This is a genomic window from Pseudomonas californiensis (assembly GCF_021147775.1).
In the GTDB taxonomy this organism is placed as follows: Bacteria; Pseudomonadota; Gammaproteobacteria; order Pseudomonadales; family Pseudomonadaceae; genus Aquipseudomonas; species Aquipseudomonas californiensis.
In genome coordinates, this window is sequence record NZ_JAGTPK010000006.1 from 191,774 (window position 1) to 217,119 (window position 25,346).

A 25,346-nucleotide genomic window follows, 5' to 3' on the forward strand; every position below is an offset into this window, starting at 1 on the left:
GGAAGCAGGCGATTGCCTGCTTCCTGATACATCAAGCGACCGGATTGATTTCTTTTTCCGGGTACCAGACGTCGATCAGCGGGCTGACAGTCACTTCTGTCAGTTCGCTGCGGCCTTTTAGCCATGCTTCAACGGCAGCGCGTTGCTCTTCGCTGACCGAACCACGCTTGCTCAGGCAAACCAGACCGAAGTCATCGCCGCCTACGTAGCCAAGACCGTTGGCTTCCATTGCTTCTTTCAGGAAAGCGTCGAGGAAAGCATCAATTGCCTGATCATCCAGCTCTTGCTTGAAGTCCAGGTTCAGCTCAAAACCCAGCTCCTGAAATTCATCGACGCAGAGTTTTTTGCGCAGACGGCGGGAACGGTTAGTGGCCATGGGACAATCCTCATCAGTAAATATCGGGCGGCACTTTACCAGCTTGGCGAGGTAAAAGCCCGACAAATGAAGGCCGGACAGATGTCCGGCCTTGTCACCTGTCTCAAAGATGAATACTCAAAAAAATAGCCACTTCTTGGCACCTGCCCCGTCACAAGCCCCTCCCGCTTGGGGCATAATGCGCCACGTTCAAAGCGCTGATTCATCTATTCACCAGACCTCTGCGCAATCACTATCGTTAAATCGTTACCGAGGGAATTCATCCATGCCCTCTTTTTTATTTCCCTTACTGCAGTAGGGTTGTATTCATGATCAAATCGTTGCGTCCACTTCTGATTGCTTCATTGCTTTTGCCACTGGCCCTCCCCATCAATGCGGCCGTCATCAACAACACACTGCCCCCCAAGGTCCAACAGGCCCTGAAAGCCAGCAAACTCGGCGATGACGCGCTGTCTCTGGTCATGCTGCCGCTCAATGGTCCCGGCACACCCACCGTATTCAACGCCGACGTTTCTGTTAACCCCGCTTCGACGATGAAGCTCATCACCACTTACGCGGCGCTGGAAATACTTGGACCTACGCACCAGTGGAAGACCGAATTCTTTACCGATGGCACGCTGAGCAATGGCGTGCTGCGTGGCAACCTTTATCTCAAGGGCGGCGGCGATCCCAAGCTGAACATGGAAAAGCTCTGGCTGCTGATGCGCGACCTTCGCGCCAACGGCGTGCAGCAAGTGACTGGCGATCTGGTGCTCGACCGCAGCCATTTCGTGCAACCACAACTGCCCGTATTCAATGACGATGGCAACGATGACAACAAACCGTTTCTGGTCAAGCCTGACTCATTGATGGTCAATCTCAAGGCCTTGCGCTTTGTGACCCGCAACGACGATGGCAGGATTCTGGTGTCGGTGGAGCCGCCGATTGCAACGATCCGTATCGACAATCAGGTAAAGGCCTCAGCCTCCAAACAATGCACCGGTGACGTACGCTACAACCCTGTCACCCAGCCCGATGGCAGTGTGAACGTGACCGTTACCGGTCAGTTGGGCAATGGCTGCAACTCACAGACCTACCTTTCACTGCTCGACCACCCGACCTACGCTGCAGGCGCCGTGCGGGCGATCTGGCAGGAACTGGGCGGCAGCATTCAAGGCAAGGATCGCGTTGACGTGGTGCCGGCCAACGCCAAACTGCTGGCCAAGGCGTTTTCGCCAGACCTGGTGGAAGTCATCCGCGACATCAACAAGTTCAGCAACAACACCATGGCGCAGCAGCTGTTCCTGAGCCTGGGGCAAGAGTTTCGCAACGATGCCGACGGCGATGACGCCAAGGCGGCCCAACGGGTCATTCGCCAATGGCTCGCGAAAAAGGGCATCACAGCTCCGCATCTTGTGATGGAAAACGGCTCGGGCCTGTCCCGCGCAGAACGCGTCAGCGCACGGGAAATGGCTGTCATCCTGCAGGCCGCATGGCGCAGTCCTTACGCAGCAGAGTTCATGAGCTCGATGCCGCTGGCCGGGCTGGACGGCACCATGCGCAAACGCTTGAAAAAAACCCCTCTGCTGGGTGAAGCGCACATCAAGACAGGCACCCTGAACACCGTGCGCGCTATCGCAGGGTTCAGCCGCGACAGCAACGGCAACACCTGGGCCGTGGTGGCCATTCTCAACGATCCGCGCCCATTCGGCGCCTCGTCGGTGCTTGACGAAGTATTGGTTGACCTCTATCGCCAGCCCAAGTTGGGTAACACCACAGTGTCCATTCAGCAGCCTTGAATGTGTCAGCTCAGGCCAGCTCATAAAGAGCTGGCCTGAGCTGACAGTCTAGAGCTGCTCTGGCTCCACGCGATCTCTGCCGGCCTGCTTGGCAGCGTACACGCCAGAATCGGCGCGCAACAGCATTCCATCGACGCCTTCGCCCTCTCGCCAACTGGCTATTCCGAAGCTGGCCGTTACCTGACCGACGCCGTCGATGTCCTGACTGCGCAGCGACTCGCGCAAGCTCAAGGCCAATTGATAGGCTTGCGCGCCTTGAGTGGCAGGGCAAAGCACCATGAACTCTTCGCCGCCAAGACGGCAAAACACATCATCGCTACGCAACCGCTGATTGATCTTTTGCGAAATCGCCTTGAGCACCTGATCGCCCACTGCATGGCCGAATCGGTCGTTGATACGTTTGAAGTGGTCGATGTCGAGCATGATGATGGATAAATGCCCGCCGTGTCGGTCGATGCGCTTCAACTCTCCCTGCAACCGATCCTGAAAATAGCGACGGTTATAAGCCCCGGTCAGCACGTCGGTCACCGACAAAGCCCGCAGCTCCTGCTCGACCCGCTTGAGATCGGAAATATCGGAAACAAACCCATGCCAGAGCACACTGCCGTCGGCCAGCAATTCCGGCGTCGAAGCCGCCCGCAACCATCGCAGGCCCTTGAGTGGCAACTCCACCCGGTACTCCTCGGACCACGGCGTCAGGTGCTGCGCGCTGGGTATGATCGAGCTTCTGATTCGCAGCAGGTCGACGGGATGAATACGTTGCAGCACCAGTTCTGCGTCACTCATCAGCTGCGCTTCATCCAGTTCGAACAATTCGCACATACCGGCGCTGGCGTACTTGAACCGGGAATGGCCATCGCTATCGAGCTGGAACTGATAGATGCCGCCTGGCACCTGCAGACTCAGCTTTTTCAAAAGCTGGCCCTGCGCCTCCAGCGCATCATGAATACGCCGATGCTCAGTGACATCACTGCACACGGCAAGATAACCAGTCCACTCATCTTCGTCGTCGTGCACAGCCGTGATGAGCATGCTGACCACCATTGTCTGGCCGTCACGCCGCCTGAAAGTCAGATCCCGTGCAGGATGCCCACCCTCCTGAACCGCCGCCACGAAGAGAGCTTTCAAGGCGATAACTTCGTCGTCCGATGCGTTGAAAGTCGTCGACGAGAAAGGCTGGAGCAGCTCGCCGAGCTTCAGCCTGGCCACCACCTCCGCCTCCGGATAGCCCAGCATCCGCTGCGCACCCACATTGAACGTATTGATGACACCTTCGCGGTCAGTCGCAATGATCGCCACTTCAGTCGCAGCGTCGAGCACGCTACGCAATTGCGCGTTGGCAGCGCGCAGCTGCTGCTCGCGCAGACGCAGTTGACGGGTGCGTTGCTCGACTCGACTCAAAGCCCGCTGTCGCTGGCTGATCAAGCTATACAGCAACGCACTGAGCATCAGACTCAACAGCCCGCCGAGCCAGACCACACTGCCGAATACCATGTGGTTGCTGACAACGAACAGCTCAGTAGGCCGCACTTCCAGCAGATAGTCCCGGTCACCCAGATTCAGCACTGTGCTCTGATACAAATCACCTGCCACCGCAACACTGGGTGAGCGATACGCCTCTTCCGGCTCCGGCTGGACATTCAGGTCAGTCAGCGTGACGGCAAGGTTATCGTTCTCCGCCGCACCTACGCTCATCAATTGCGCAAGGCTGATGATCGCAGTAAGCATCCCCCGGAGTTCCGGCTGGGACGCCCCGGAAGACCTTGAAAACACAGGCGCAACCAGCATCACGCCGTAGGTATTGGCGGGAGACATTCCTAAAAGTCGAAGACGGGGTGTCGCGACAATTCGGTCAAGCAGACGCGCGCGCTCAATCGCGAGATGGCGTGTTGCTTCGGAATAAATATCGAAGCCCAGCGGCGCCGGGTATTGGCTGAGCGAATCAAGATAAAGAACAGGAAAATACTCGTCACGCGTCCCTGCGGGGGTCAGCGTACCCTGACTGTCGAGTTCGCGAATAGAAAAGTCAGGCATGCCGTCGCGACGCAAGCCCGCTTCGAACTCTGCACGCTCGGTTCGGGTCACTCGGGGGTTCCAGCCATACGCCTGAGTACCCTGCAACAACGGAGTTACAAAGCCATCGTACTCAGCTCGTTCTACTTCATTTGAAAAAAGGAAGAAGCGACGCAAGGTATCCAGCCTGCTGACCTGACGATCAAGACGCTCCTGAATGCGGCTGAAACGCTCTCCGGCGAGGATATCGAAGCGTTGTCGCATCTGCTGTTGATACACCTCATGGTCAGCCAGCGTCAGCATGACCGTCAGCGCGGCCCCGACCGCAAAGGCGAGAACCGCAACCAGCCATGCTGAAACCTGCTCACTGATGAAGCCCAGCACTCTAAGCTTGAACCGTTTCGCCGCCATAGACAGAACTCACTGACGCCAACACGGTGTTGCGCCGCGCGGGCTGTGCATTCTGTTATAGCTAGTCGCCAGTAATTTGCCTAGTGGCGATGCACCAACCTGCGCGTTTGCTGCGAAGATTGGCGCATCGCACACCGTCAGGCACGGGCCATGATTTTCCAGGCACGGTGAATCTTGCTGTTGCGGGCGAAATCCTGATCGATAGTCTGCGCCGTGATTTCCTCGACGGCATAGCGCTGACCCAGATTTTCGTCCAGCACGAACTTGCGGAAGTTGTTGGAGAAATACAACACACCACCTGGCGCCAATCGGGCCATGGCCAGGTCGATCAGCTCGACCTGATCGCGTTGCACATCAAAAATGCCTTCCATGCGCTTGGAGTTGGAGAACGTCGGCGGGTCGATGAAGATCAGGTCGTACTCTTCCCGACAGGCTTGCAGCCAGGCCATCACATCACCCTGCTCCAGACGGTTCTTGTCAGAAAAACCGTTGAGCGACAGGTTGCGGCGCGCCCAGTCCAGATACGTACGCGAGAGATCGACGCTGGTGGTGCTGCGCGCACCACCCTTGGCGGCGTGGACGCTGGCCGTGGCGGTGTAGGCAAACAGATTGAGAAAGCGTTTGCCGGCTGCCTCGCGCTGGATACGCATGCGCATCGCGCGGTGATCGAGAAACAGACCGGTGTCCAGATAATCCGTCAGGTTCACCAGCAGCTTGACGCCACCTTCGCTGACTTCCAGGAACTGGCCCTGTGTGCTCTGACGCTCGTACTGTTTGGTACCGCTCTGACGCTCGCGGCGCTTGATCACCACTCGGCTCTTGTCGATGTTGAGCGCTTGCGGGATGGCAGCCAGCGCGTCGAACAGCCGGGCTGATGCCTTTTCAGGGTCGATGGACTTGGGCGCGGCGTACTCCTGCACATGGACCCAGTCGTGATAGAGGTCAATGGCCAGCGAATACTCGGGCATATCGGCATCGTAGACACGGTAGCAATCGATGCCCTCACGGCGAACCCACTTGCCCATCAGCTTGAGGTTCTTTTGCAGGCGATTGGCAAACATCTGCCCGCCTTCGCTGAGGCGCGCCTGCTCCACTACTACCGGCGCAGGCTTGATCGGGTTACCGTTCTTGTTGAGTTTGCGTTCTTCGACCTCTGCTTCAACCGGCGTTTCGCGCTCGATCTGACGCTGCTCGGGGGTACGTCGCTCGCCGGTAACAAACTGGTCAGGCGTGACCTTGATCAGCAGCAGCTTGCACGGCAGCGCACCATTCCAGAAGGAATATTGCTTGTGGCTGCGGATGCCCATGCGCTTGCCCAGATCCGGTGCGCCGGTGAACACCGCCGCCTCCCAGTTCAGGCAGGCCTGACGCAGACGCTCGCCAAGGTTCTGATAGAGATACAGCAAGCTCGCCTCGTCACCCAGACGCTCGCCGTAGGGCGGGTTGCAGATGACCAGGCCCTTCTGGTTCTGATCGGGACGCGGTTCGAAGGTAGCGACTTCGCCCTGATACACCTTGATCCAGTCGCTGAGGCCGGCGCGCTCGATGTTGTTGCGACCCGGCTGGATAAGACGCGGATCAGCTTCATAGCCGCGGATCCACGACGGCGGCTTGGCAAGGCCTGCGGCAGCCCGCTCCAGCGCCTCGTCATGCAACTTGCGCCACAGCGCCGGGACGTGACCCAGCCATGCGGAAAAACCCCAGCGCTCGCGTTTGAGGTTGGGGGCGATATCGGCGGCGATCATGCCCGCCTCGACCAGAAACGTCCCCACACCACACATGGGGTCTGCCAGCGCGCCACCCTCGGCGGCGATGCGGGGCCAGCCGGCGCGGACCAGAATGGCGGCAGCGAGGTTTTCCTTCAAAGGCGCAGCGCCTTGCTGCAAGCGGTAACCGCGCTGGTGCAGGCTGTGACCGGACAGGTCCAGGGACAGGATCGCCTCACCACGGTCAAGACGCAGGTGTACGCGCAGGTCGGGGTTGATCTTGTCGACCGATGGACGCTCGCCGTCGGGCGTACGCAGTTTGCCGACGATCGCGTCCTTGACTTTCAATGCACCGAAGTGGGTGTTGTCGATGCCCGAACCGTGACCACTGAATTCCACGGCAATGGTGCCGTCCGACTCGAGATGGTCATGCCATTCGACGTCGAGAACACCGTGGTACAGGTCTTCGGCGTCCTTCATCGGGAAGCGCTTGAGCACCAGCAGCACGCGGTTGGCCAAGCGGGACCACAGACAAAGCCGGTAAGCCGTCTCCATGTCGGCCGAGCCACGTATGGCAGAAGTGTGCTCGCGGGTCTCTTCAAGACCCAGCGCGGTGGCTTCCTCAGCGAGCAGCCCTTCGAGACCTTTGGGGCAAGTGAGGAAAAGTTCGTAGCGATCCGACATGTGTATTCCAGGGCCTGAGCCGTCAGCAGGCGGGCAACGCATTGCCCAGCCAGATTTTAAACAAGCGCCTTTCTTGGAGAACGCCTGCATGGCACATGAAGTGTGCCGGTCCGCCGCATGCGCCAATTGGCATTACGGCAGTTATCAATAGCAGTAAAACGAATATTCAACCCGACGACGTCGGCAATAAAAAGTCACATCACGACCCTTCGTCGCTTTGCTTGCTGAATCAGTTTGCCACCTCATGCATTTGAGAACAGGTATCGATTCGCTCTCAAACCCTTGCGTCAAAAGGCCTGCCTCAAAAAACAATTTTGAAACGCAGAGCGCCTTATCACCCTAAAGACCTGAATGTGACGCGCTTATGACAAAACGATCATTCACACCGCACTTCGCTTTGGTTAGAAATCACCTCAGGTCATCTCCGCAACGGTTATGACAAAAAGGCCCGCGACGCCGGCAGCGGGTACCAACGGCAGAACTTTTCTGCCCGACCTCACCATGAGGTCTCAGGGATATAACAGTCAACAGACGAGGGCAATACCCTATGAGAAGACTTAAGCGTGATCCGTTGGAAAGAGCATTTTTACGCGGATATCAGTACGGCGTTCATGGCAAATCCCGTGAGCTTTGCCCTTTTACTCTACCGTCAGTACGTCAGGCATGGATCAATGGCTGGCGAGAAGGACGCGGCGACAACTGGGACGGTATGACCGGCACTGCGGGAATCCACAGACTCAACGAACTTCACGCGGTTGGATAAAACGCCTTTGGAGACTCAAGGCCCCAACCAGTCCATCACACTTTTTTGACTGATTAAGACTGACTTTGATCAATGCTGCACCCATACACCACGCACGCCCGACCCGGGCGGCGGGCTTCGGCCCAGGGGCTCTTCATGAGCCCCTTTTTGTGCCAGATTTTCAGGTATTTTTCGCCCAGTACGCTTTGCCAGGATCAGCCGTGGCTGCGTGGCATTGCTGCGATTGCATCCACCGACTCGCGAATCAGCGCAGGGCCCTTATAGATGAAACCCGAGTAGATCTGCACCAGACTCGCACCTGCCGCGATCTTTTCAGCCGCATGCCGCCCTTCGGTGATACCACCTGCTGCGATGACCGGCATGCGACCGGCCAGTTCAGTGGCCAGCACCTTGACCGTGTGCGTACTTTTTTCACGCACCGGCGCACCTGACAACCCACCCGCCTCATCGGCGTGCGGCAACCCTTCGACGCCTTCACGGCTGAGGGTCGTATTGGTAGCGATTACCGCATCCATACCCGACTCGATCAGCGCAGCCGCTACCAGCACGGTTTCTTCATCGGTCATGTCTGGTGCGATCTTGATCGCCAGCGGCACACGCCTGCCGTGCATTTGGGTGAGTTCACGCTGGCGCAGGCTCAGTGCCTCAAGCAATTGTTTGAGCGAATCACCGAACTGCAGGCTGCGCAGCCCCGGCGTGTTGGGCGAGCTGACATTGACTGTAACGTAGCTCGCATGGGCATAAACCTTGTCCAGACAGATCAGGTAATCGTCCACTGCCCGTTCGACCGGCGTATCAAAGTTCTTGCCGATGTTGATGCCCAGAATGCCGGTGTATTTCGCCGCCTGAACCCGCGTGACCAGGTTGTCGACGCCCAGATTGTTGAAACCCATCCGGTTGATAATGGCTTCGGCGTGGGGCAGACGAAAGATCCGCGGTTTGGGGTTGCCCGGCTGCGGACGCGGCGTGACGGTGCCGATCTCGACAAAACCGAAGCCAAGTTGCGCAAAACCATCAATGGCCGCACCATTCTTGTCCAGACCGGCCGCCAGACCGACCGGGTTCGGGAACTCAAGCCCCATGACCGACACCGGCAACTTCGCAGGCGCCTTGCTCAGCAAGCCATTGAGGCCCAGCCTTCCTCCCGCGCCGATCAGGTCGAGCGACAGGTCATGAGAGGTTTCAGGGGAGAGTTTGAACAGTAACTGGCGGGCCAGGTTATACATGGGCGGGATAGGCTCGTGAGAAGCTGAATTCAGGGCCAAGATTATAGACGCGTGAGGGGCTCACAGGCGAGGCGCACGACAAACTTGTTGCCTCGGACGGGCACTGGCATATGCCTTGCTTGAAACAGGTATTGGCACTCGCTCCAACGACGGAGCGGTGCGTGGACAACGGCGTCGCTCCAGCTCTTGCTTTGGCAATGGGCCGGTCGACGCCTTTTTTCTGGATGTGGCTTTGATGAAGCAAGCGGTATGAACGAACGAACAAGCAACGCCCTGGACTGGGTGGGCGGCAGCGATGCCCCGGAAATGAACAGCCTGGACGTCGGCTTCATGGCCCTGACGGACTGCGCCCCACTGGTCGTCGCAGCGACACAGGGGTTTGCCCAGCCTTACGGCCTGAGCCTGAACCTGAAGCGCCAGCCTTCGTGGGCCAGTTTGCGCGACAAGCTGGTCAGCGGTCAGTTGCAGGCGGCACACTGTCTGTACGGCCTTGTCTATGCGGTCGAGCTGGGCATCAGCGGCGGGCCTGCCACCGACATGGCCATTCTCATGGGGCTCAATCAGAACGGCCAATGCATCAACCTGTCCAGAGCATTACAGGAAAGTGGCGTGACCAGTCCTGAAGCGCTGGACAAACGGGCGCACCAAAGCGGAACAAAACTGACCTTCGCCCAGACTTTTCCCACAGGCAACCATGCCATGTGGCTCTATTACTGGCTCGCCAGCCAAGGCATTCACCCGCTCGACGACGTGGACAGCGTGGTGGTACCGCCACCGCAGATGGTCGCTCACCTGCAGGCCGGACGAATCGACGGGTTCTGCGTCGGCGAGCCATGGGGCGCGAGTGCCGTCAATCAGCAACTGGGCTTCACCATGGCCACTAGCCAGGCGATATGGCCTGACCATCCGGGCAAGGTCCTGGGGTGTACCCGCGAATTCGTCGAGCAGAACCCCAATACCGCACGCGCGCTGGTCATGGCCGTACTGGAGGCGAGTCGCTTCATTGAGCAGAGCGATCAAAATCGTCGCAGCACCGCACAATTGCTCAGCGGCGCGGACTACCTGAACGCACCGCTGGATTGCATCGAACCACGTCTGCTCGGGCAGTACAGCGATGGCCTGGGCAACCACTGGCAAGACCCGCACGCGGTCAAGTTCCACGATGACGGCAACGTCAATTACCCCTGGCTCTCGGATGGCATGTGGTTCATGACCCAGTTCCGGCGCTGGGGCCTGTTGCGCGAAGACCCGAATTACCTGGCTGTTGCCCAGCAGGTTCAACAACTGGACCTCTATCGCCAGGCCGCCAACGCGCTGGGGATCGAAACGCCCGCAGCCACCCTGCGCAGCAGCCAGTTGATTGACGGCAAGGTCTGGGACGGCAGTGACCCGGCGGCGTATGCGCGCAGCTTCAAGATCAATGCGATGGCCGATCATGTGCCTCGCGCTGCCCGTCGTTGAAGGAGGACGTCACCATGCTGCGTATCCTGCTTATCAATGACACCCCGAAAAAGGTCGGTCGTCTCAAATCCGCGCTGGTCGAAGCCGGATTCGAGGTCATCGACGAGTCCGGGCTTATCATCGACCTGCCCGCCCGCGTCGACGCCGTGCGCCCTGACGTGATTCTGATCGATACTGAATCGCCAGGACGAGACGTGATGGAGCAAGTGGTATTGGTCAGTCGCGACCAGCCACGGCCCATCGTGATGTTCACCGACGAACATGATCAGGAGGTAATGCGCCAGGCCATCAAGTCCGGGGTCAGTGCTTACATTGTCGAAGGTATTCAGGCGCAACGCCTGCAACCGATCCTCGACGTGGCCATGGCCCGTTTCGAGAGCGACCAAGCCCTGCGCGCCCAATTTGACCAGCAACTCGCCGAGCGCAAGCGTATTGAACTGGCCAAGGGCCTGCTGATGAAAATGAAGGATTGCAACGAGGAGGAGGCTTACACGCTGATGCGTCGCCAGGCAATGAGCCGGCAACAGAAACTGATCCAGGTGGCGGAACAGATTATTGCCATGAGCGAGTTACTGGGTTGAGCATGGGGTGCTGCGAATTTTCGCAGCACCCTGTTCTTTCATGAATACATACGCCAAGTCAAAGTGGCCAGTTGCTTTCTGAATATCAAAGAGTTGTACCGGACCGTCACCCCAAGGCGCCCGGACTTAGCGGACACCTCAACTATAAATGACAGTTTGATTACAGGTTTAGCGTAATATCGCGCATCGCCGGAATATAACCGTAATCATAAGACTCTTGAACAAACGAACGATCCCCTTTCAATAGAATGCGAACAGTAGGCGCTTCAGTGCCACCGATACGATAATCCTCATCATGGGTCGGCACACTGTCGATAAAGGACGTCACCAAACCGTTGGGCATCACGCAGTGCGAATACGTTTGAAACGGTTGCTCAGGTGGATTACCCAATACCAGGCCAGATGCATTCATCGCACGATAAGGCCCGAACAGACTTTCACTGACAAAACCATATACGCCGTCAGGCCCGCTCAAGCCATCGGCATACGTAAACTTGTGGCTGATGGTAAACAGGTAATAGTTGTTGTCCTGAAACACATAGTGCGGACGCTCTGTCTGATCATTCACGCCCACGGCAGTCACTAATGGCGGGAGGATCTGCCATTCATCTCCACTGAGGTCCTTGGCAACGGCCAGGCCGATACAGCCCACCTGGAACCTCGCGCCGCCCACGTCTTCGTAACCCGGTGGCACAGGGCCCAGTTCATCGGGGCCTACTTTATGCGAGCCGCGCTCGCCTGCCACATTGCCCTCAAACACCATGTACAGCTTGCCGTCATGGGGGTCAATGAAAGGACTGGGATCGCGGAAATTCCAGGTCGAATTCTGCGCCTCCGTCTGATAGTACGTGCCATCTGCCTCGAACAGCGTCCTGACCTGGGTAAAGTCGCGCAACTCGACCCCCGTGCCGGATGTCACGATGCGGCCGCGCACCTTGGCAATCGTCGCGCCAGGCGTCACGCAGGTGTAATACAGGTCGATGTCACCCTTGTCGTTGAGCAGAATCGGGGTTCCTGCCCATTCGCGGGTAGTGGGCGACACGCCCTCGGCCATCACTCGGCCGCCGAAGATCCAGTCCTTGCCGGTTCTGGAGTACCAGTAGCACATCCGGGCGCGGCCATGACGGTCCTCCCAGTCACGCTTGATATCGTATCGACCATTGGCGCCAAGGTACTGAGGATCTTCAGGGTGACGATCAGCGGTCAAGGTCAGAATCACGGACCATCCGTTGACGGAAACCACGGTGCCATCCAGCTCTCGCAAAGGCATGGTGTCCCAGATAAAGACCGTGTCACTCATGACCGGGAAATCGGGGCTCACCATTGGCTGAGTGGTGGTAGGGTCTTTTTCATTGACCTTCAACGCGTCTGCGCGGGTCCAGCGGGTGGGCGTGTAATTTACGTTATTCATGATGTTGTCCTGTATTGGCGTTCTGTATCAGCAACGCGAAGAGGAAGACCATGCAGCATGTAAACTTGTAACGCTGAAGTCTGTATGAAGCAGTATTCGTTCCGAACAATCAACAACGTGTCGAAAAAAGAAACAGCGTGGGAAGCACCTGACAAAGGCGTCCATTAGTTGACTCTGACAACAAAAGCCTATCTGCCGTCCTGCCAAAAGATGCCATCTCAACGATGGGCCGCAAGCATCACGGCGAAAACGATCCTGTCAGAGACTTAATTCAATGTAAATTAAATAATTGCTGCTTTTCAGCAAACCGCTGCACACACGGGTCGACCGTCTTTTTATTTACTTGTTTCAATTGAATGAGGAGGGTCATGCAAGCACATCAAAACAATATCATTATACTGGCCAACCCTTCATTAAAGATGGCCAGTAGAACTGCATCTGCCGCACGACATAAAAACTTCCCACTGCGGTCATCAATAACATTTATTTAATCGAACCCGTTCAGCAACTTGTTACACGACTGTATTCAGTGCACATCCGAGTGCCTGCCAGCGCGCAGCGAAAGCACAGGCTGGCGGGGCACGGCGCCCTTTTTTGCAGCGCCGCGGCACGGGCACGCTCGCTTCAAGGTCATCACACGCCCACGTCGACAAGGCGAAAGACTTTTCAACACGTCAAAAACCACGCCACCTCAATAAGTATGTGGCCTGCAGCGGTGACGAACGCAACTGGCCCAGCTCTTGCTTTAGCTATCGCACCGGTAGCCAACGGCGGTTACCACCACTTACGACAAAGACGTCGCTTATCTCTTTCGCTCGCTGCGGACAGAGAGGCGACGTTTTTTGCGTTTTGGCCCCGGCGATGGGGCCGGTGGAGTCGCCGACATCCGGAACACTCCACCACAGCGTCTGGAATATCCCACGTCGCGGTCATGGCCCGACTGACTAACTAGCAGATGATGAGGTGTGCAAATGGATACAAGCTTTTGGAAGGCCGGCCATAAACCGACCCTGTTCGCTGCCTTTCTGTACTTCGACCTGAGCTTCATGGTCTGGTATCTGCTCGGCCCGATGGCGGTGCAGATCGCTACCGACCTGCATCTGACCACCCAGCAGCGCGGCCTGATGGTGGCGACACCGATTCTGGCAGGTGCCGTGCTGCGCTTTTTCATGGGTTTGCTGGCCGACCAACTGTCGCCGAAAACCGCCGGCATCATCGGTCAGGTGATTGTCATCGGCGCGCTGTTCACCGCCTGGCAACTGGGCATCCACAGCTATGAGCAAGTACTGATTCTCGGCTTGTTCCTCGGCATGGCTGGCGCATCGTTCGCTGTCGCTTTGCCGCTGGCCTCGCAGTGGTACCCGCCGCAGCATCAGGGCAAGGCCATGGGCATTGCCGGTGCAGGCAACTCGGGCACTGTACTCGCTGCGCTGATTGCACCGGTTCTGGCCGCAAGCTTTGGCTGGGGCAATGTGTTCGGCCTGGCACTGATCCCGCTGGTGCTGACGCTGATCGCCTTCACGATGATGGCGCGCAACGCTCCGGAACGCAGCAAACCCAAATCCATGGCTGATTACCTCAAGGCACTGGGTGATCGCGACAGCTGGTGGTTCATGTTTTTCTACAGTGTGACGTTCGGCGGCTTCATTGGTCTGGCCAGCGCCCTGCCCGGCTACTTCAACGACCAATACGGCCTCAGCCCGATAACTGCGGGCTATTACACCGCAGCCTGCGTATTCGGCGGCAGCCTGATGCGCCCTCTGGGCGGCGCGCTGGCGGACCGTTTTGGCGGTATCCGCACGCTCACCGTGATGTACGCAGTTGCCGCCATCGGTATTGCCGCTGTGGGCTTCAATCTGCCCAGCTCCTGGGCTGCACTGGCCCTGTTCGTGGCGGCGATGCTCGGTCTGGGCGCCGGCAACGGTGCGGTCTTCCAGTTGGTACCACAGCGCTTTCGCAAGGAAATCGGCGTCATGACCGGCCTGATCGGCATGGCGGGCGGCATCGGCGGCTTCCTGCTGGCGGCGGGTCTGGGCACCATCAAGCAAAACACCGGTGACTACCAGTTGGGCCTGTGGCTGTTCGCCAGCCTGGCTGTACTGGCCTGGTTTGGTCTGCTGAACGTCAAGCGCCGCTGGAGAACCACTTGGGGTTCGGCCGCCGTTACTGCCGCGCGGGTCTGAGCCGTACATGACACTGAAACTGCGTTTCGCCGAGTTCAGTGCCAGCGGTCCGCGGCCGGAGAATCAGGACGCTCTGCGCCTGGTCACTCCGGTTCCGGCGCTGGCAGCCAGCAAGGGCTACCTGTTCGCCCTTGCCGATGGCGTCAGTCAGTGCGCCGATGGCGCGCTGGCCTCCCAATCCACGCTGCAAGCCCTTGCGCTGGATTACTACGCCACCCCGGAAACCTGGGGCGTGGCCCAATCTCTGGATCGCCTGCTGCTGGCGCAAAACCGCTGGCTGCTGGCGAATGGCTTATTGACCACCTTGAGCGCGCTGGTACTGCGCGGTCGGCGCTTCACGCTGGCGCATGTGGGTGACTGCCGGGCCTATCGCTGGAATGCCGGCAAGCTCAAACGCATCAGTGAAGACCACGTCTGGGAACAGGCCGACATGCAGCACGTACTCAAACGTGCGCTGGGGCTCGATCAATATGTGGTCATGGATTACCTGGACGGGGAGCTGTGTGAAGGCGAACGTTTGTTGCTGGTCAGCGACGGCGTCTGGTCGACACTGGGCGATGCCAGCATCCGTTCGATCCTGAGCGAACAGGCAGACCTCGACGCGGCGGTAAAAACCCTCGTGAGTGCCGCGCACCTGGCCGGGAGCCAGGACAACGCCAGCGCCCTGTTGATCCAGGTCGACAGCGTGGGCGAAGACGACCTGGGTGATGCGCTGGTGCAACTCCAGCAATGGCCACTGCCGCCAGTCCTCAAAACAGGCCATACGTTCGAAGGCTGGAATGTCGGCAACGTCGTTGCGCAGTCCCGCCAGTCGATCCTTTATCGGGTCTATGACGCGCATGGGCAGCCATGGCTGCTGAAAACCCTGCCGAGCAGTCGCCACGACGAAGCAGGCGCCGGACAAGGACTGTTGCTTGAAGAATGGTTCCTGCGACGCGTTGCCGGGAGGTTTTTCCCGGAAGTTCATCCACTGGCGGAGCGTCAGCACCTCTATTACGTGATGCGTGAATACGCGGGTCGGACACTCGCCGAAACATTCACCCTCAGCGGTCCTCTGCCGCTAGCGCAGTGGCAGGATCTCGCGACCCGACTGTTGCGCGCCACTGGGTTGCTGCATCGACGAAACATCGTGCATCGCGATATCAAGCCCGAGAACCTGTTGCTCGACAATGACGGCGAACTGCGTCTGCTGGATTTCGGCCTGGCGTTTTGCCCAGGCCTGTCTGCCGCCAATGCCGAGGACTTGCCTGGTACGCCGAGCTACATTGCCCCCGAATCCTTCAACGGCGCCGAACCTGCGGCACAGCAGGATCTGTATGCGGTTGGCGTCACGCTTTACCACCTGCTGACCGGTCAGTACCCCTATGGCGAGATCGAGGCGTTTCAGCATCGCCGGTTCGGCACGCCCATCCCAGCCAGTCGCTACCGGCCCGATCTGCCGCTATGGCTGAGCCAGAGCCTGGACAAGGCAGTACAGGCCGACCCGGCCCAGCGCTACGAAACCTCCGAACAATGGCTGCTGGAGCTGGAGCAGGCGGAGCATCGGCCTGTCGTTGCCCGCCCTCGCCCGTTGCTGGAACGCGAACCTCTCAAGGTCTGGCGCTCACTGGCGCTAAGCTCGCTGCTGATCAACCTCTGCGTGCTGATCTGGTTCATGGCACGTCATTGATCTGAAGCTGCGCGACATCGCCCTGCTTCTGTGCGGCGCGCTTCATGGCAGTGCAGAAACGCTGCCCGTTATCCGCACAAAGCCCCCGGGATGCGCCAAACCGTGAGTTGGCACAACCACTGCATGGTCATGCTCAGATGATTCATAACGCGCAGCCCTCAACGATGAAGGCTGCGCCTCCCGAGAGAACGGGACCGGACAAAGGCGTCCTCGTCAGGCAACTGGCGAGACGCCTTTTTTTGTTTGCGCGAAATTTGTCGAGCACGCCCTGACGGTGACTCGGAGGCATGATGAAAAAACTCAAACTAGTGATGATCGGCAACGGCATGGCCGGCGTGCGCACACTCGAAGAGTTGCTGAAATTGAGCGAAGACCTCTACGACATCACGGTCTTCGGCGCCGAGCCACACCCCAATTACAACCGCATCCTGCTGTCGCCGGTACTGGCTGGCGAACAGAACTTCGAAGACATCGTCCTCAACGATCTGGCGTGGTACGAAACCAACAGCATCGAGTTGCTGCTTAACCGCCGCGTCGTCAAGATCGACCGCATCAGGCGTCTGGTTATTGCCGATGATGGCACCGAGGCCCGCTACGACCGCCTGCTGATCGCCACCGGCTCAAGCCCATTCATCCTGCCGATCCCAGGAAACACACTGGAAGGCGTGATCGGCTACCGAGACATCAGCCACACCCGACAAATGATCGACACTGCCGTAACCCACAAACGTGCCGTGGTGATCGGCGGCGGCCTGCTGGGCCTGGAAGCGGCCAATGGTTTGAGCATGCGCGGCATGCAGGTCACTGTCGTGCACAATGGCCAGACGCTGCTGGAACGTCAGTTGGACAAAACCAGCGGTTTGATGCTGCAGCGCGCACTGGAACAACGTGGTCTCAACTTTCGCCTCAACGAACAGACCGAAGCCTTGCTGAGTGATGAACAAGGCCGCGTACAAGCCGTGCGCTTCAAGAACGGCGACGTGATCGAGGCCGATCTGGTCGTCATGGCTGCGGGCATCCGCCCCAATACCGAACTCGCCGAACAGGCCGGTTTGCCGTGCAGCCGAGGCATTCTGGTCAACGACACCCTGCAAACCTATGACCCGCGTATCTACGCAATCGGCGAATGCGTCAGCCATCGCGGCATCGCCTACGGCCTGGTTGCGCCATTGTTCGAGCAAGCCAGGGTCTGTGCCAATCACCTTGCGCAGCTGGGCTTCGCGCGTTACCCAGGCTCCGTGACCTCCACCAAATTGAAAGTCACCGGTATCGACCTGTTTTCGGCAGGCGACTTCCTCGGCGGCGAAGGCACTGAGAGCATCACACTGTCAGACCCTATCAGTGGCATCTACAAGAAACTGGTGATCAAAAACGATGTACTGGTGGGTGCCTGCCTGTATGGCGACACCGCTGATGGCAGCTGGTATCTGCAGCAAATCCGGGACGGTCAAGGCATCGACGCTATTCGCAACCACCTGATGTTTGGCGAGCCCGCCACTGCCGAGGCTGCATGCGCATGACAAACCTGGCCATCCCCACCACTGAGGTCACTGCGTCCACGTGCTGCTATTGCGGCGTGGGCTGCGGGGTGCTGATCGAGCACGACGGACACTCTATTCTGGGTGTCAGCGGCGATCCGCAACATCCTGCCAATTTTGGCAAGCTGTGCAGCAAAGGCTCGACCCTGCACCTGACAGGTGATATCGCAGCTCGTGCGCTCTATCCGGAACTGCGCCTGAGCAAAGGGTTTTCGCGCAGCGTTACTGACTGGGACACTGCGCTGGACCACGCCGCCAGCATCTTCGCGGAAACCATTCGTGAGCATGGTCCGGACAGCGTAGCGTTCTACATCTCCGGCCAGTTGCTGACCGAGGATTACTACGCCTTCAACAAACTGTCGCGCGCCTTGATCGGTACCAACAACATCGACAGTAACTCGCGGCTGTGCATGTCGTCTGCCGTGGCAGGCTACAAACGCAGCCTCGGCGCCGACGCCCCGCCGTGCAGTTATGAAGACATCGAGTCGAGTGATTGCGTGATGATCGTTGGCAGCAACATGGCCTACGCGCACCCAGTGCTCTTCCGCCGTCTTGAAGAAGCGAAAAGTCGTCGCCCAGCGATGAAACTCATCGTCATCGACCCGCGCCGTACCGACACCTGCGAGCTGGCCGATCTGCATCTGGCCATCCAGCCTGGCACCGATGTCGCGTTGTTTCACGGCATCCTCTATCTGCTCATGGCCGACGACCTGATCGATAAGGCATTCATCGACGCCCACACGCAAGGCTACGCCGAGCTGCAAACACTGGCGCGAGATTACACCCCGGAGCATGTGGCCAGCGTGTGCGGCATTTCGGTTGAGCAACTGCACACTTGCGCGCGCTGGGTTGGCGAATCTCCCAGCTTTCTGTCGCTGTGGTGCATGGGCCTGAACCAGTCCACTGCAGGCAGCGCCAAGAACAGCGCCCTGATCAACCTGCACCTGGCCACCGGACAGATCGGTCGCCCAGGCGCCGGACCTTTCTCTCTCACCGGCCAGCCTAATGCCATGGGTGGGCGCGAAACGGGCAGCCTGTCGAACCTGCTGCCAGGTCACCGCGACGCGAACAACGCCGCGCACCGCGCAGAAGTCGCCGAGTACTGGGGCGTTGATCAACTGCCGGCGACGCCCGGCCTGTCAGCCATCGAGCTGTTCGATGCGCTGCAAAGCGGCCAGATCAAAGCGCTGTGGATCGCTTGCACTAACCCGGCGCAATCACTGCCGGACCAGAACAGAATCAGACAGGCACTGGAAAGCTGCCCGTTCGTGGTGCTCCAGGAAGCGTTCAAGACCACCGAAACCGCACGCTTTGCTGACCTGTTGCTGCCTGCCGCCAGTTGGGGCGAGAAGGAAGGCACGGTCACCAACTCTGAACGACGCATTTCCAATGTGCGAAAGGCCATTCCTGCGCCGGGGCAAGCGCGTCCCGACTGGGCAATCACCGTCGACTTCGCCCAGCGCCTGGAACGTCGCCTGCAACCGCAAGCCCCTGCATTGTTCGACTTCCAGACACCCAAGGCCTTGTTCGACGAATTCAAGGGCCTGACGGCGGGCCGTGATCTGGACATGTCCGGGATCAGCCGAGAACTGATCGACCGCCAAGGCCCACAGCAATGGCCTTTCCCGACAGGCGCCAGCGGCGGTACGGCGCGCCTGTACGCAGATGGCGTATTTCCGAGCGCATCCGGCCGTGCGCAATTTCTCAGCGAACACTACGTCGCCGCCAAAGAGCTGCGTGACGCGCAATATCCACTTACCCTCAATACCGGCCGTCTGCGTGACCAATGGCACGGCATGAGCCGCACAGGCACCGCTGCGCGCCTGTTTGGCCATGTCAGCGAAGCCGTGCTGGGCCTGCACCCGCAAGACCTCTCGATTCATGGGCTGCAGACAGGCGATCTGGTCAGACTGATCAGCCGTCGTGGCGAACTGGTGGTGCCCGTCAACAGCGATAACAGCTTGACGCCTGGCCAGGCATTCCTGCCAATGCACTGGGGTGACAGGTTTCTCAAAGGCGGCGTAAACGCCCTGACCCAACCGGCATTCGATCCCGTGTCCAAACAACCGGAGCTCAAGCATTCGGGCGTATGTATCGAAAAAGCCCAGTTGCCATGGCAATTCTTTGCATTGGTCGAGGGCAACGTTCAGCAGCAGATGGAGCGCCTGCGCCCGCTGTGCGATGCCTTCACCTACCTCAGCATGGGTCTGATCGGTCGCGAACGGCCCGCACTGGTGATCCGTGCCGCAAGCGCCGAAGCGCCTGACCCGATGCTGCTCCATCAACTGGACACCGAGTTGGGGTTGGACAGCGGCCCGGTGCTCGCCTATGACGATCCCAAACGCTCGATCGGCAAGCGCGTGCGCATCGACGAAGGCCGCATAACGGCTGTTCGTCTGGCAGGCGAGACGCTTGCCCAGCATTGGCTGCAAACGCTGTGGCTGGAAGAGCGAGTCGATGCACCGCTGCGACGCTGGCTGCTGGCGCCGCTCAGCAGCCAGCCAGGCAAAAGCTCCCAGACACGCGACAAGACCTTGTGCAACTGCATGAACGTCAGCCAGAGCAGCGTCATGGCGGGCATCGAGCGTGGGCTGGACCTGAGTCAACTCAAAGCACAACTGGGCTGCGGGACCCAATGCGGCTCCTGCGTACCGGAAATAAAAAAACTGATTGCCGCCGTAATGGTCACTGAATGAGGAACGCAGCATGAGCGCAAAAGTATGGCTGGTGGGCGCAGGCCCCGGCGACCCTGAGTTACTGACTCTCAAAGCCGTGCGCGCCTTGCGTGAAGCGGATGTGGTGTTGATCGACGATCTGGTCAACACCGCCGTGCTCGAACACTGCCCAAATGCCCGCGTCATCGCCGTCGGCAAGCGGGGCGGTTGCCGCTCGACGCCTCAGGCGTTCATTCACCGCCTGATGTTGCGCTATGTGCGACAAGGCAAATGCGTGGTACGCCTGAAGGGCGGCGATCCGTGCATCTTCGGCCGCGGTGGCGAAGAAGCCGACTGGCTTCGGGAGCGCGGCGTGGATGTGGAATTGGTCAATGGCATAACTGCAGGTCTGGCAGGTGCCACACAGTGCGGTATTTCCTTGACCCTGCGCGGCATAAGCCGTGGCGTGACACTCGTTACCGCACACACTCAGGACGACAGCACACTGAACTGGCAGGCACTGGCGCAGAGCGGTACGACCCTGGTGGTTTACATGGGGGTGGCCAAGCTGCCGGAGATTCGCGAAAACCTGCTGGCTGGTGGGATGAGCGCCGACATGCCGGTGGCAATGATCGAAAATGCATCGCTTCCGTGGCAGCGCGAGTGCCGCAGCACTCTGGCGAGCATGCAGCGCGACGCAGCGGCTTTCGAACTCAAGAGCCCTGCTATCCTGGTCATTGGTGCAGTTGCGGCCTATGGCCAGGCAGCACTTGACCAGACGCTGCAGGAGAGCGCTCGCGTACAAGCGGGCTGATTGCAGTCAGCGCAGATTTCAAAAGCTGACGCTGACCGTCACCAAATCGCAGATAAAGAAAAGCCCGGCCTGAGCCGGGCTTTTCAGTACAAGCAGCTAATTACTTAGCTTGAGCTTCTACTTCTGCTTCTACGCGACGGTTAACTGCGCGGCCAGACTCAGTTGCGTTGTCAGCAACTGGACGGGATTCGCCGTAACCAACCGAGTTTACGCGGCTAGCGCCAACACCGTACTGGTTAACCAGAACCTGTTTAACGGCGTTTGCACGACGCTCGGACAGTTTTTGGTTGTAAGCGTCAGGACCGACGGAGTCAGTGTGACCTTCAACAGTGGTGGTGGTCTGTGGGTACTGCTGCATGAAGTCAGCGAGGTTCTTGATGTCGCCGTAGCTGTTAGGCTTGACTACGGATTTGTCGAAATCGAACTTCACGTCCAGCTCAACACGAACAACTTCAGCAACTGCCGGGCAGCCATCAGCATCAACAGTTACGTTGGCTGGGGTGTCTGGGCACTTGTCGACGTTGTCGCACACGCCGTCGTTGTCGCTGTCGGAGCACACTTCAGCTACTGGAGCTGGTGCTGCTGCTTCGACTTTCTTGCTGCCGCCGCCGAAGTTTACACCGATACCAACGCTAGGTGCCCACTCGGTGTCACGCTGGTCGAGGTTGTACTGAGCTTCAACGCCTGCACGGGCATAGAAGTTGTCAGTGAAGTACAGCTTGGCGCCGCCGCCGATGTTGGCGAAGGTCGAACCGTTACGGCCGCCACGAGCGTCCTGGCCAATGCTCTGGTCAGAGAAACCGGCAGAAACGTATGGACGCAGCATGTCGCCCGGGTTGTTGAAGTGGTACAGAGCGTCCAGAGCAGTGTTGGAGCCCTTGATGTTCTTGCCGCTGTCGCTACGGACATTGTGAACTTCGTCGTAGCCCAGACGCAGTTCTACGTCATCGGTCAGGAAGTAACCGATGGAACCGCCGAACAGGTTGCCGTTGTTCTTGAAATCACGAGCGCTGTCGTACATTTCTTTCTTGGCGAAGCCTTCGACTTCGACCGCGCCTTGGCCTTGTGCCAGAGCGCCGAAAGAAGTTGCGGCAACAATAGTACCAATGGCCAAGCCCAAGGTGTTTTTCAGTTTCATCCGTTAAATCCCCATCTGATGATTGTAAAGCAGTCCCACATAGCTGGGGACAACTCGTCGGCAAGTCTACCAGACCTTGCCAGTTTCTTAGAGATATTTGCTTTCCGTTAAGTTTCGGAGATACCTGCAAATTTCTCGCGTAATTTATCTAACGCCCGCTTGTAGCGCATTTTCGTTGCGCTCAAGCCCATGTGCATGATGTCTGCGATCTCCTGAAATTCCAGTTCTGCGACAAAACGTAGCACCAGAATCTCCCGATCGATCGGGTTCACATGCACAAGCCAGCGATCGAGACCACCCCGCTCTTCAGGTTTGGGCGTCTTGTCTTCCGACGCTTCCTCGAGCGGATCCAGACTCAAAGCATCCATCAAGCGACGCTTTCGCCGTTCCTTCCTGTACTGAGTGATGCACTCATTGTAAGTGATGCTGTAGAGCCAGGTTTTAAATTTCGATTTACCTTCGAAATTCTTCAGTCCATACAACACCTTAAGCATCACCTCCTGACAGACATCGTCAGCATCGCGATCGTTCCCTAAATAACGCGCACATACGTTAAAAAGTGTTCTTTGGTAACGACGCATCAATTCTTCGTACGCCCTGGTCACGTTGAACAGCTCAACATGAGCGCGCGCGACCAACTCCTCATCAGAGAGCTCGCGGGGGTCGTAACGCGTTGAAAGCGGTTGGGGTTTATTCAAAACGAATCTTGCCGACAGTCAGGTCAATGTCCGCCAAGGCCTGTTCCGGCAACTGGGCGGCATAGAGTAGCAGGTTCGCCGCCTATCGGCTGCTTACTCTCTGCTCAAGGAGGATGCGGTTGGAAAAAGACACCAGCTCCCCTTCGTCTGTCAGCAACGTCGTTTTGACCGTACCGATTTCTTCGATTTGCCCCTCTGTGTCGCCCACCTGCACGTACTGGCCGACCTGGAAAAGCTCCCTGACGTAAATACCCGCGATGATCTGACCCGCGATTTCGCGACTTCCAAGCCCGAGCGCCAGGGCAACTGCCAGACCAACGGTAATCAAAGCAATGACAATCACATGGTTCAGCAGGTCGGTCTTGACCTCAAGCTGGCTGATCGCCACGGAAATACTGATGATAATGACCAGCCCTTGGGCGATTCGCCCCAGACCGGACGAGTAATCGATCCCGACGCCCTCGGCGGCACCACGCACCAGGCCATTGACCAACTGCGCCAGCAGCACGCCCACCAGCAACACCAGCGCCGCACCGAACACTTTCGGCAGATAGAGCGCCAGCATGTCAAGCGTCGCTGACACACGCTGCAAACCAAGCGATTCGGCGGCCGACACCAGGAAGATCAACAATACGAACCAGTACACGATCTTGCCGATCAGCGTCGAGATCGGCACTTTGACGCCAGCACGACCGATGATCTTGGTCAGGCCGGTGCCACCTACCAGACGATCCAGACCCAGTTTGGCGAGCAACTTGGACAGCAACGCGTCGAGCAGCTTGGCCACGACGAAACCCAGCAGCACCACGACCAGCGCGCCGAACAGGTTAGGAATGAAATTTGCGACTTTGGTCCACAATGCAGTCATTGCAGCAAGAAGGCTCTGGGTCCAGAGGTTCAATTCCATGCTCAATCAGCCTTATCGGTAGAACGGGCACCGCGAGGGGTGCGACGAGAAACAGGAGCAACGTGTGCAGAACCGTTGTTCAGGGCAATCATCATCGCCTCGGACCAACGACCCAGCAATCCAAACAGCACACCGGCACCGACCTGGCGGTTGGCGGTCTTCAGGACGCGTCCAAGACATGCATCATCATCCCGGCTGGAGGACGACGAATTGAGCATGTCACGTAAAGATTCTTCAAACGGATCGTGCATCAGGCACCTCACGCAATGTCAGTCAAAGACGTGACGCATTCCACACAAGTCACAAAGGCGCGACAGATAATCACAAAAGATCGGCCTCAGACCCAGCGCAGTCGCCTGAACAGCAGCCACTGCCCGGCAGCCAGCGAGACGATGAGCCCGCACGCAACCAGAAATCCGTAAGGGCTGCTTGAACCCGGTATGCCTCCGACGTTGATCCCCAGCAGACCGGTCAGAAAGCTCATGGGCAGGAAGATACCGGTAATGATGCCGAAGCGGTACATGGTGCGGTTCATGTGTTCACGCAGCCTTCGATCTTCGGACTCAAGCAGCAGCCCCACTCGCTCTCGGGTCAGCTCGAGCTCTTCGAGGTAGCGCGTCAGACTGTTGTTGAGTTCGTTCCAGTAGTCGGCATCGTCATCACAAAACCATGTCAGTTTGATGCGCGAAAGCTGTCCATAAATGTCCCGTTGCGGCCCTAGAAAACGTCGCAGCCCGGCAGCGCGGCGACGGATATGCAGCAGCTTGCCGTGATCGGGACTGTACCGTTCGTCGGTATCTGTTTTCTCTTCTTCTTTGTCGACCGACTCGGTCAGTTCGCCGACCAGATCCTGAACCTTGTCCGTCAGGTACTGAGCCAGGTACAGAATCAGCTCAGAGGCTGTTTTTGGCCCCTTGCCCTGCCCCAGCAGCTCGATCAATTCTTCGGTGGCGCGCAACGGACGCAGTCGCAACGAGATGACGCGCTGGGCGGCGGCGAAAATACGCACCGACACCATGTCCTCGGGCTCTGCACCAGGGTTGAGGTTGACGCCGCGCAGGAACAGCAACAACTCCTGATCCGGCAAAGGCAGCAAACGCGGCCGAGTGTTTTCCTCAAGCAACAGGTCACAGGCGAATTCGCTCAGCCCGCTGGCGCTACGTAACCAGGTATGCGTTTGTGGGTGGCTGCGATCCCAATGCAGCCAAAGGCTTTCCTGTGGCTGCAACTCCAGGTCCTGCAGTTCGGTTCGTGCGATGAAACGTGCCCCGCCCCTGCCATCCAATACGAGGGCGTGAACCAGCCCCCACTGCGCGTTTGCTTCATCGAACATGG

At 58.5% G+C, this 25,346-nt stretch carries 18 protein-coding genes and 1 pseudogene; 9 read left to right on the forward strand and 10 right to left on the reverse strand.

Going from position 1 to position 25,346, the window contains the following annotated elements; genetic code table 11:
• Nucleotides 1-31: 31 nt before the first annotated feature.
• The gene (locus KDX37_RS08245; RefSeq protein ID WP_184323112.1) at nt 32-376 is read right to left on the reverse strand and encodes a YggL family protein; all 345 of its coding nucleotides are present in this window, start codon (nt 374-376) and stop codon (nt 32-34) included.
• A 308-nt stretch (nt 377-684) separates the two neighbouring features.
• On the opposite strand from KDX37_RS08245, the gene dacB reads away from it, so the two are divergent.
• Entirely contained in the window at nt 685-2,154 is a 1,470-nt protein-coding gene (gene dacB / locus KDX37_RS08250) for a D-alanyl-D-alanine carboxypeptidase/D-alanyl-D-alanine endopeptidase (protein ID WP_231652183.1), read from the forward strand.
• A 48-nt stretch (nt 2,155-2,202) separates the two neighbouring features.
• Here the strand turns inward: dacB and KDX37_RS08255 are convergent, their stop codons facing one another.
• Both KDX37_RS08255 and rlmKL read right to left on the reverse strand, forming a co-directional pair.
• Nucleotides 2,203-4,578, reverse strand: a complete 2,376-nt coding sequence (locus tag KDX37_RS08255; RefSeq protein WP_231652184.1) for a sensor domain-containing diguanylate cyclase — start codon at nt 4,576-4,578, stop codon at nt 2,203-2,205.
• A 137-nt stretch (nt 4,579-4,715) separates the two neighbouring features.
• Nucleotides 4,716-6,968 carry a bifunctional 23S rRNA (guanine(2069)-N(7))-methyltransferase RlmK/23S rRNA (guanine(2445)-N(2))-methyltransferase RlmL gene (rlmKL, locus tag KDX37_RS08260; RefSeq protein WP_231652185.1) on the reverse strand — a complete coding sequence of 751 codons (2,253 nt, stop codon included), beginning with the start codon at nt 6,966-6,968 and terminating at the stop codon, nt 4,716-4,718.
• A gap of 547 nt (nt 6,969-7,515) precedes the next feature.
• Between rlmKL and rmf the strand changes: the two genes are divergently transcribed.
• A complete protein-coding gene (gene rmf, locus KDX37_RS08265; RefSeq protein ID WP_002553055.1) occupies nt 7,516-7,731 on the forward strand; it encodes a ribosome modulation factor in 216 nt (71 codons plus the stop codon).
• 194 nt (nt 7,732-7,925) lie between these two features.
• On the opposite strand, the gene KDX37_RS08270 is transcribed toward rmf, so the two are convergent.
• On the reverse strand, nt 7,926-8,957 hold the full coding sequence (locus tag KDX37_RS08270) for a quinone-dependent dihydroorotate dehydrogenase (protein ID WP_231652186.1): 1,032 nt from the start codon (nt 8,955-8,957) through the stop codon (nt 7,926-7,928).
• A gap of 249 nt (nt 8,958-9,206) precedes the next feature.
• On the opposite strand from KDX37_RS08270, the gene KDX37_RS08275 reads away from it, so the two are divergent.
• On the forward strand, nt 9,207-10,418 hold the full coding sequence (locus KDX37_RS08275; RefSeq protein WP_231652187.1) for a CmpA/NrtA family ABC transporter substrate-binding protein: 1,212 nt from the start codon (nt 9,207-9,209) through the stop codon (nt 10,416-10,418).
• Between the two features lie 14 nt (nt 10,419-10,432).
• Nucleotides 10,433-10,999: an ANTAR domain-containing response regulator gene (locus KDX37_RS08280; protein WP_231652188.1), complete on the forward strand. Its 567-nt coding sequence runs from the start codon at nt 10,433-10,435 to the stop codon at nt 10,997-10,999.
• A 160-nt stretch (nt 11,000-11,159) separates the two neighbouring features.
• On the opposite strand, the gene KDX37_RS08285 is transcribed toward KDX37_RS08280, so the two are convergent.
• On the reverse strand, nt 11,160-12,410 hold the full coding sequence (locus tag KDX37_RS08285) for a glycoside hydrolase family 68 protein (RefSeq protein WP_231652189.1): 1,251 nt from the start codon (nt 12,408-12,410) through the stop codon (nt 11,160-11,162).
• Between the two features lie 971 nt (nt 12,411-13,381).
• Here KDX37_RS08285 and KDX37_RS08290 point away from each other — a divergent pair.
• From KDX37_RS08290 to cobA, 5 genes and pseudogenes are all read left to right on the forward strand, one after another.
• On the forward strand, nt 13,382-14,593 hold the full coding sequence (locus KDX37_RS08290) for a nitrate/nitrite transporter (protein WP_231652190.1): 1,212 nt from the start codon (nt 13,382-13,384) through the stop codon (nt 14,591-14,593).
• A 7-nt stretch (nt 14,594-14,600) separates the two neighbouring features.
• A complete protein-coding gene (locus KDX37_RS08295) occupies nt 14,601-16,262 on the forward strand; it encodes a bifunctional protein-serine/threonine kinase/phosphatase (protein ID WP_231652191.1) in 1,662 nt (553 codons plus the stop codon).
• A gap of 290 nt (nt 16,263-16,552) precedes the next feature.
• Nucleotides 16,553-17,767: pseudogene (locus KDX37_RS08300) on the forward strand (NAD(P)/FAD-dependent oxidoreductase); the annotation flags it as partial.
• Nucleotides 17,768-17,778: 11 nt separating this feature from the next.
• Entirely contained in the window at nt 17,779-20,496 is a 2,718-nt protein-coding gene (locus KDX37_RS08305) for a nitrate reductase (RefSeq protein ID WP_231652214.1), read from the forward strand.
• Between the two features lie 10 nt (nt 20,497-20,506).
• Nucleotides 20,507-21,268, forward strand: coding sequence for a uroporphyrinogen-III C-methyltransferase (gene cobA / locus KDX37_RS08310; RefSeq protein WP_231652192.1), 762 nt, complete (start codon nt 20,507-20,509; stop codon nt 21,266-21,268).
• 100 nt (nt 21,269-21,368) lie between these two features.
• On the opposite strand, the gene KDX37_RS08315 is transcribed toward cobA, so the two are convergent.
• The 5 genes from KDX37_RS08315 to KDX37_RS08335 all read right to left on the reverse strand — a co-directional run bounded on the left by KDX37_RS08315 (nt 21,369) and on the right by KDX37_RS08335 (nt 25,344).
• Entirely contained in the window at nt 21,369-22,406 is a 1,038-nt protein-coding gene (locus KDX37_RS08315; RefSeq protein ID WP_231652193.1) for an OmpA family protein, read from the reverse strand.
• Nucleotides 22,407-22,513: 107 nt separating this feature from the next.
• The gene (sigX, locus tag KDX37_RS08320) at nt 22,514-23,104 is read right to left on the reverse strand and encodes an RNA polymerase sigma factor SigX (RefSeq protein ID WP_231652194.1); all 591 of its coding nucleotides are present in this window, start codon (nt 23,102-23,104) and stop codon (nt 22,514-22,516) included.
• An 82-nt stretch (nt 23,105-23,186) separates the two neighbouring features.
• A complete protein-coding gene (locus tag KDX37_RS08325; RefSeq protein ID WP_231652195.1) occupies nt 23,187-24,011 on the reverse strand; it encodes a mechanosensitive ion channel family protein in 825 nt (274 codons plus the stop codon).
• 2 nt (nt 24,012-24,013) lie between these two features.
• Nucleotides 24,014-24,262 carry a CrfX protein gene (locus tag KDX37_RS08330; protein WP_231652196.1) on the reverse strand — a complete coding sequence of 83 codons (249 nt, stop codon included), beginning with the start codon at nt 24,260-24,262 and terminating at the stop codon, nt 24,014-24,016.
• 86 nt (nt 24,263-24,348) lie between these two features.
• A complete protein-coding gene (locus KDX37_RS08335; RefSeq protein ID WP_231652197.1) occupies nt 24,349-25,344 on the reverse strand; it encodes a zinc transporter ZntB in 996 nt (331 codons plus the stop codon).
• Nucleotides 25,345-25,346: the final 2 nt, after the last annotated feature.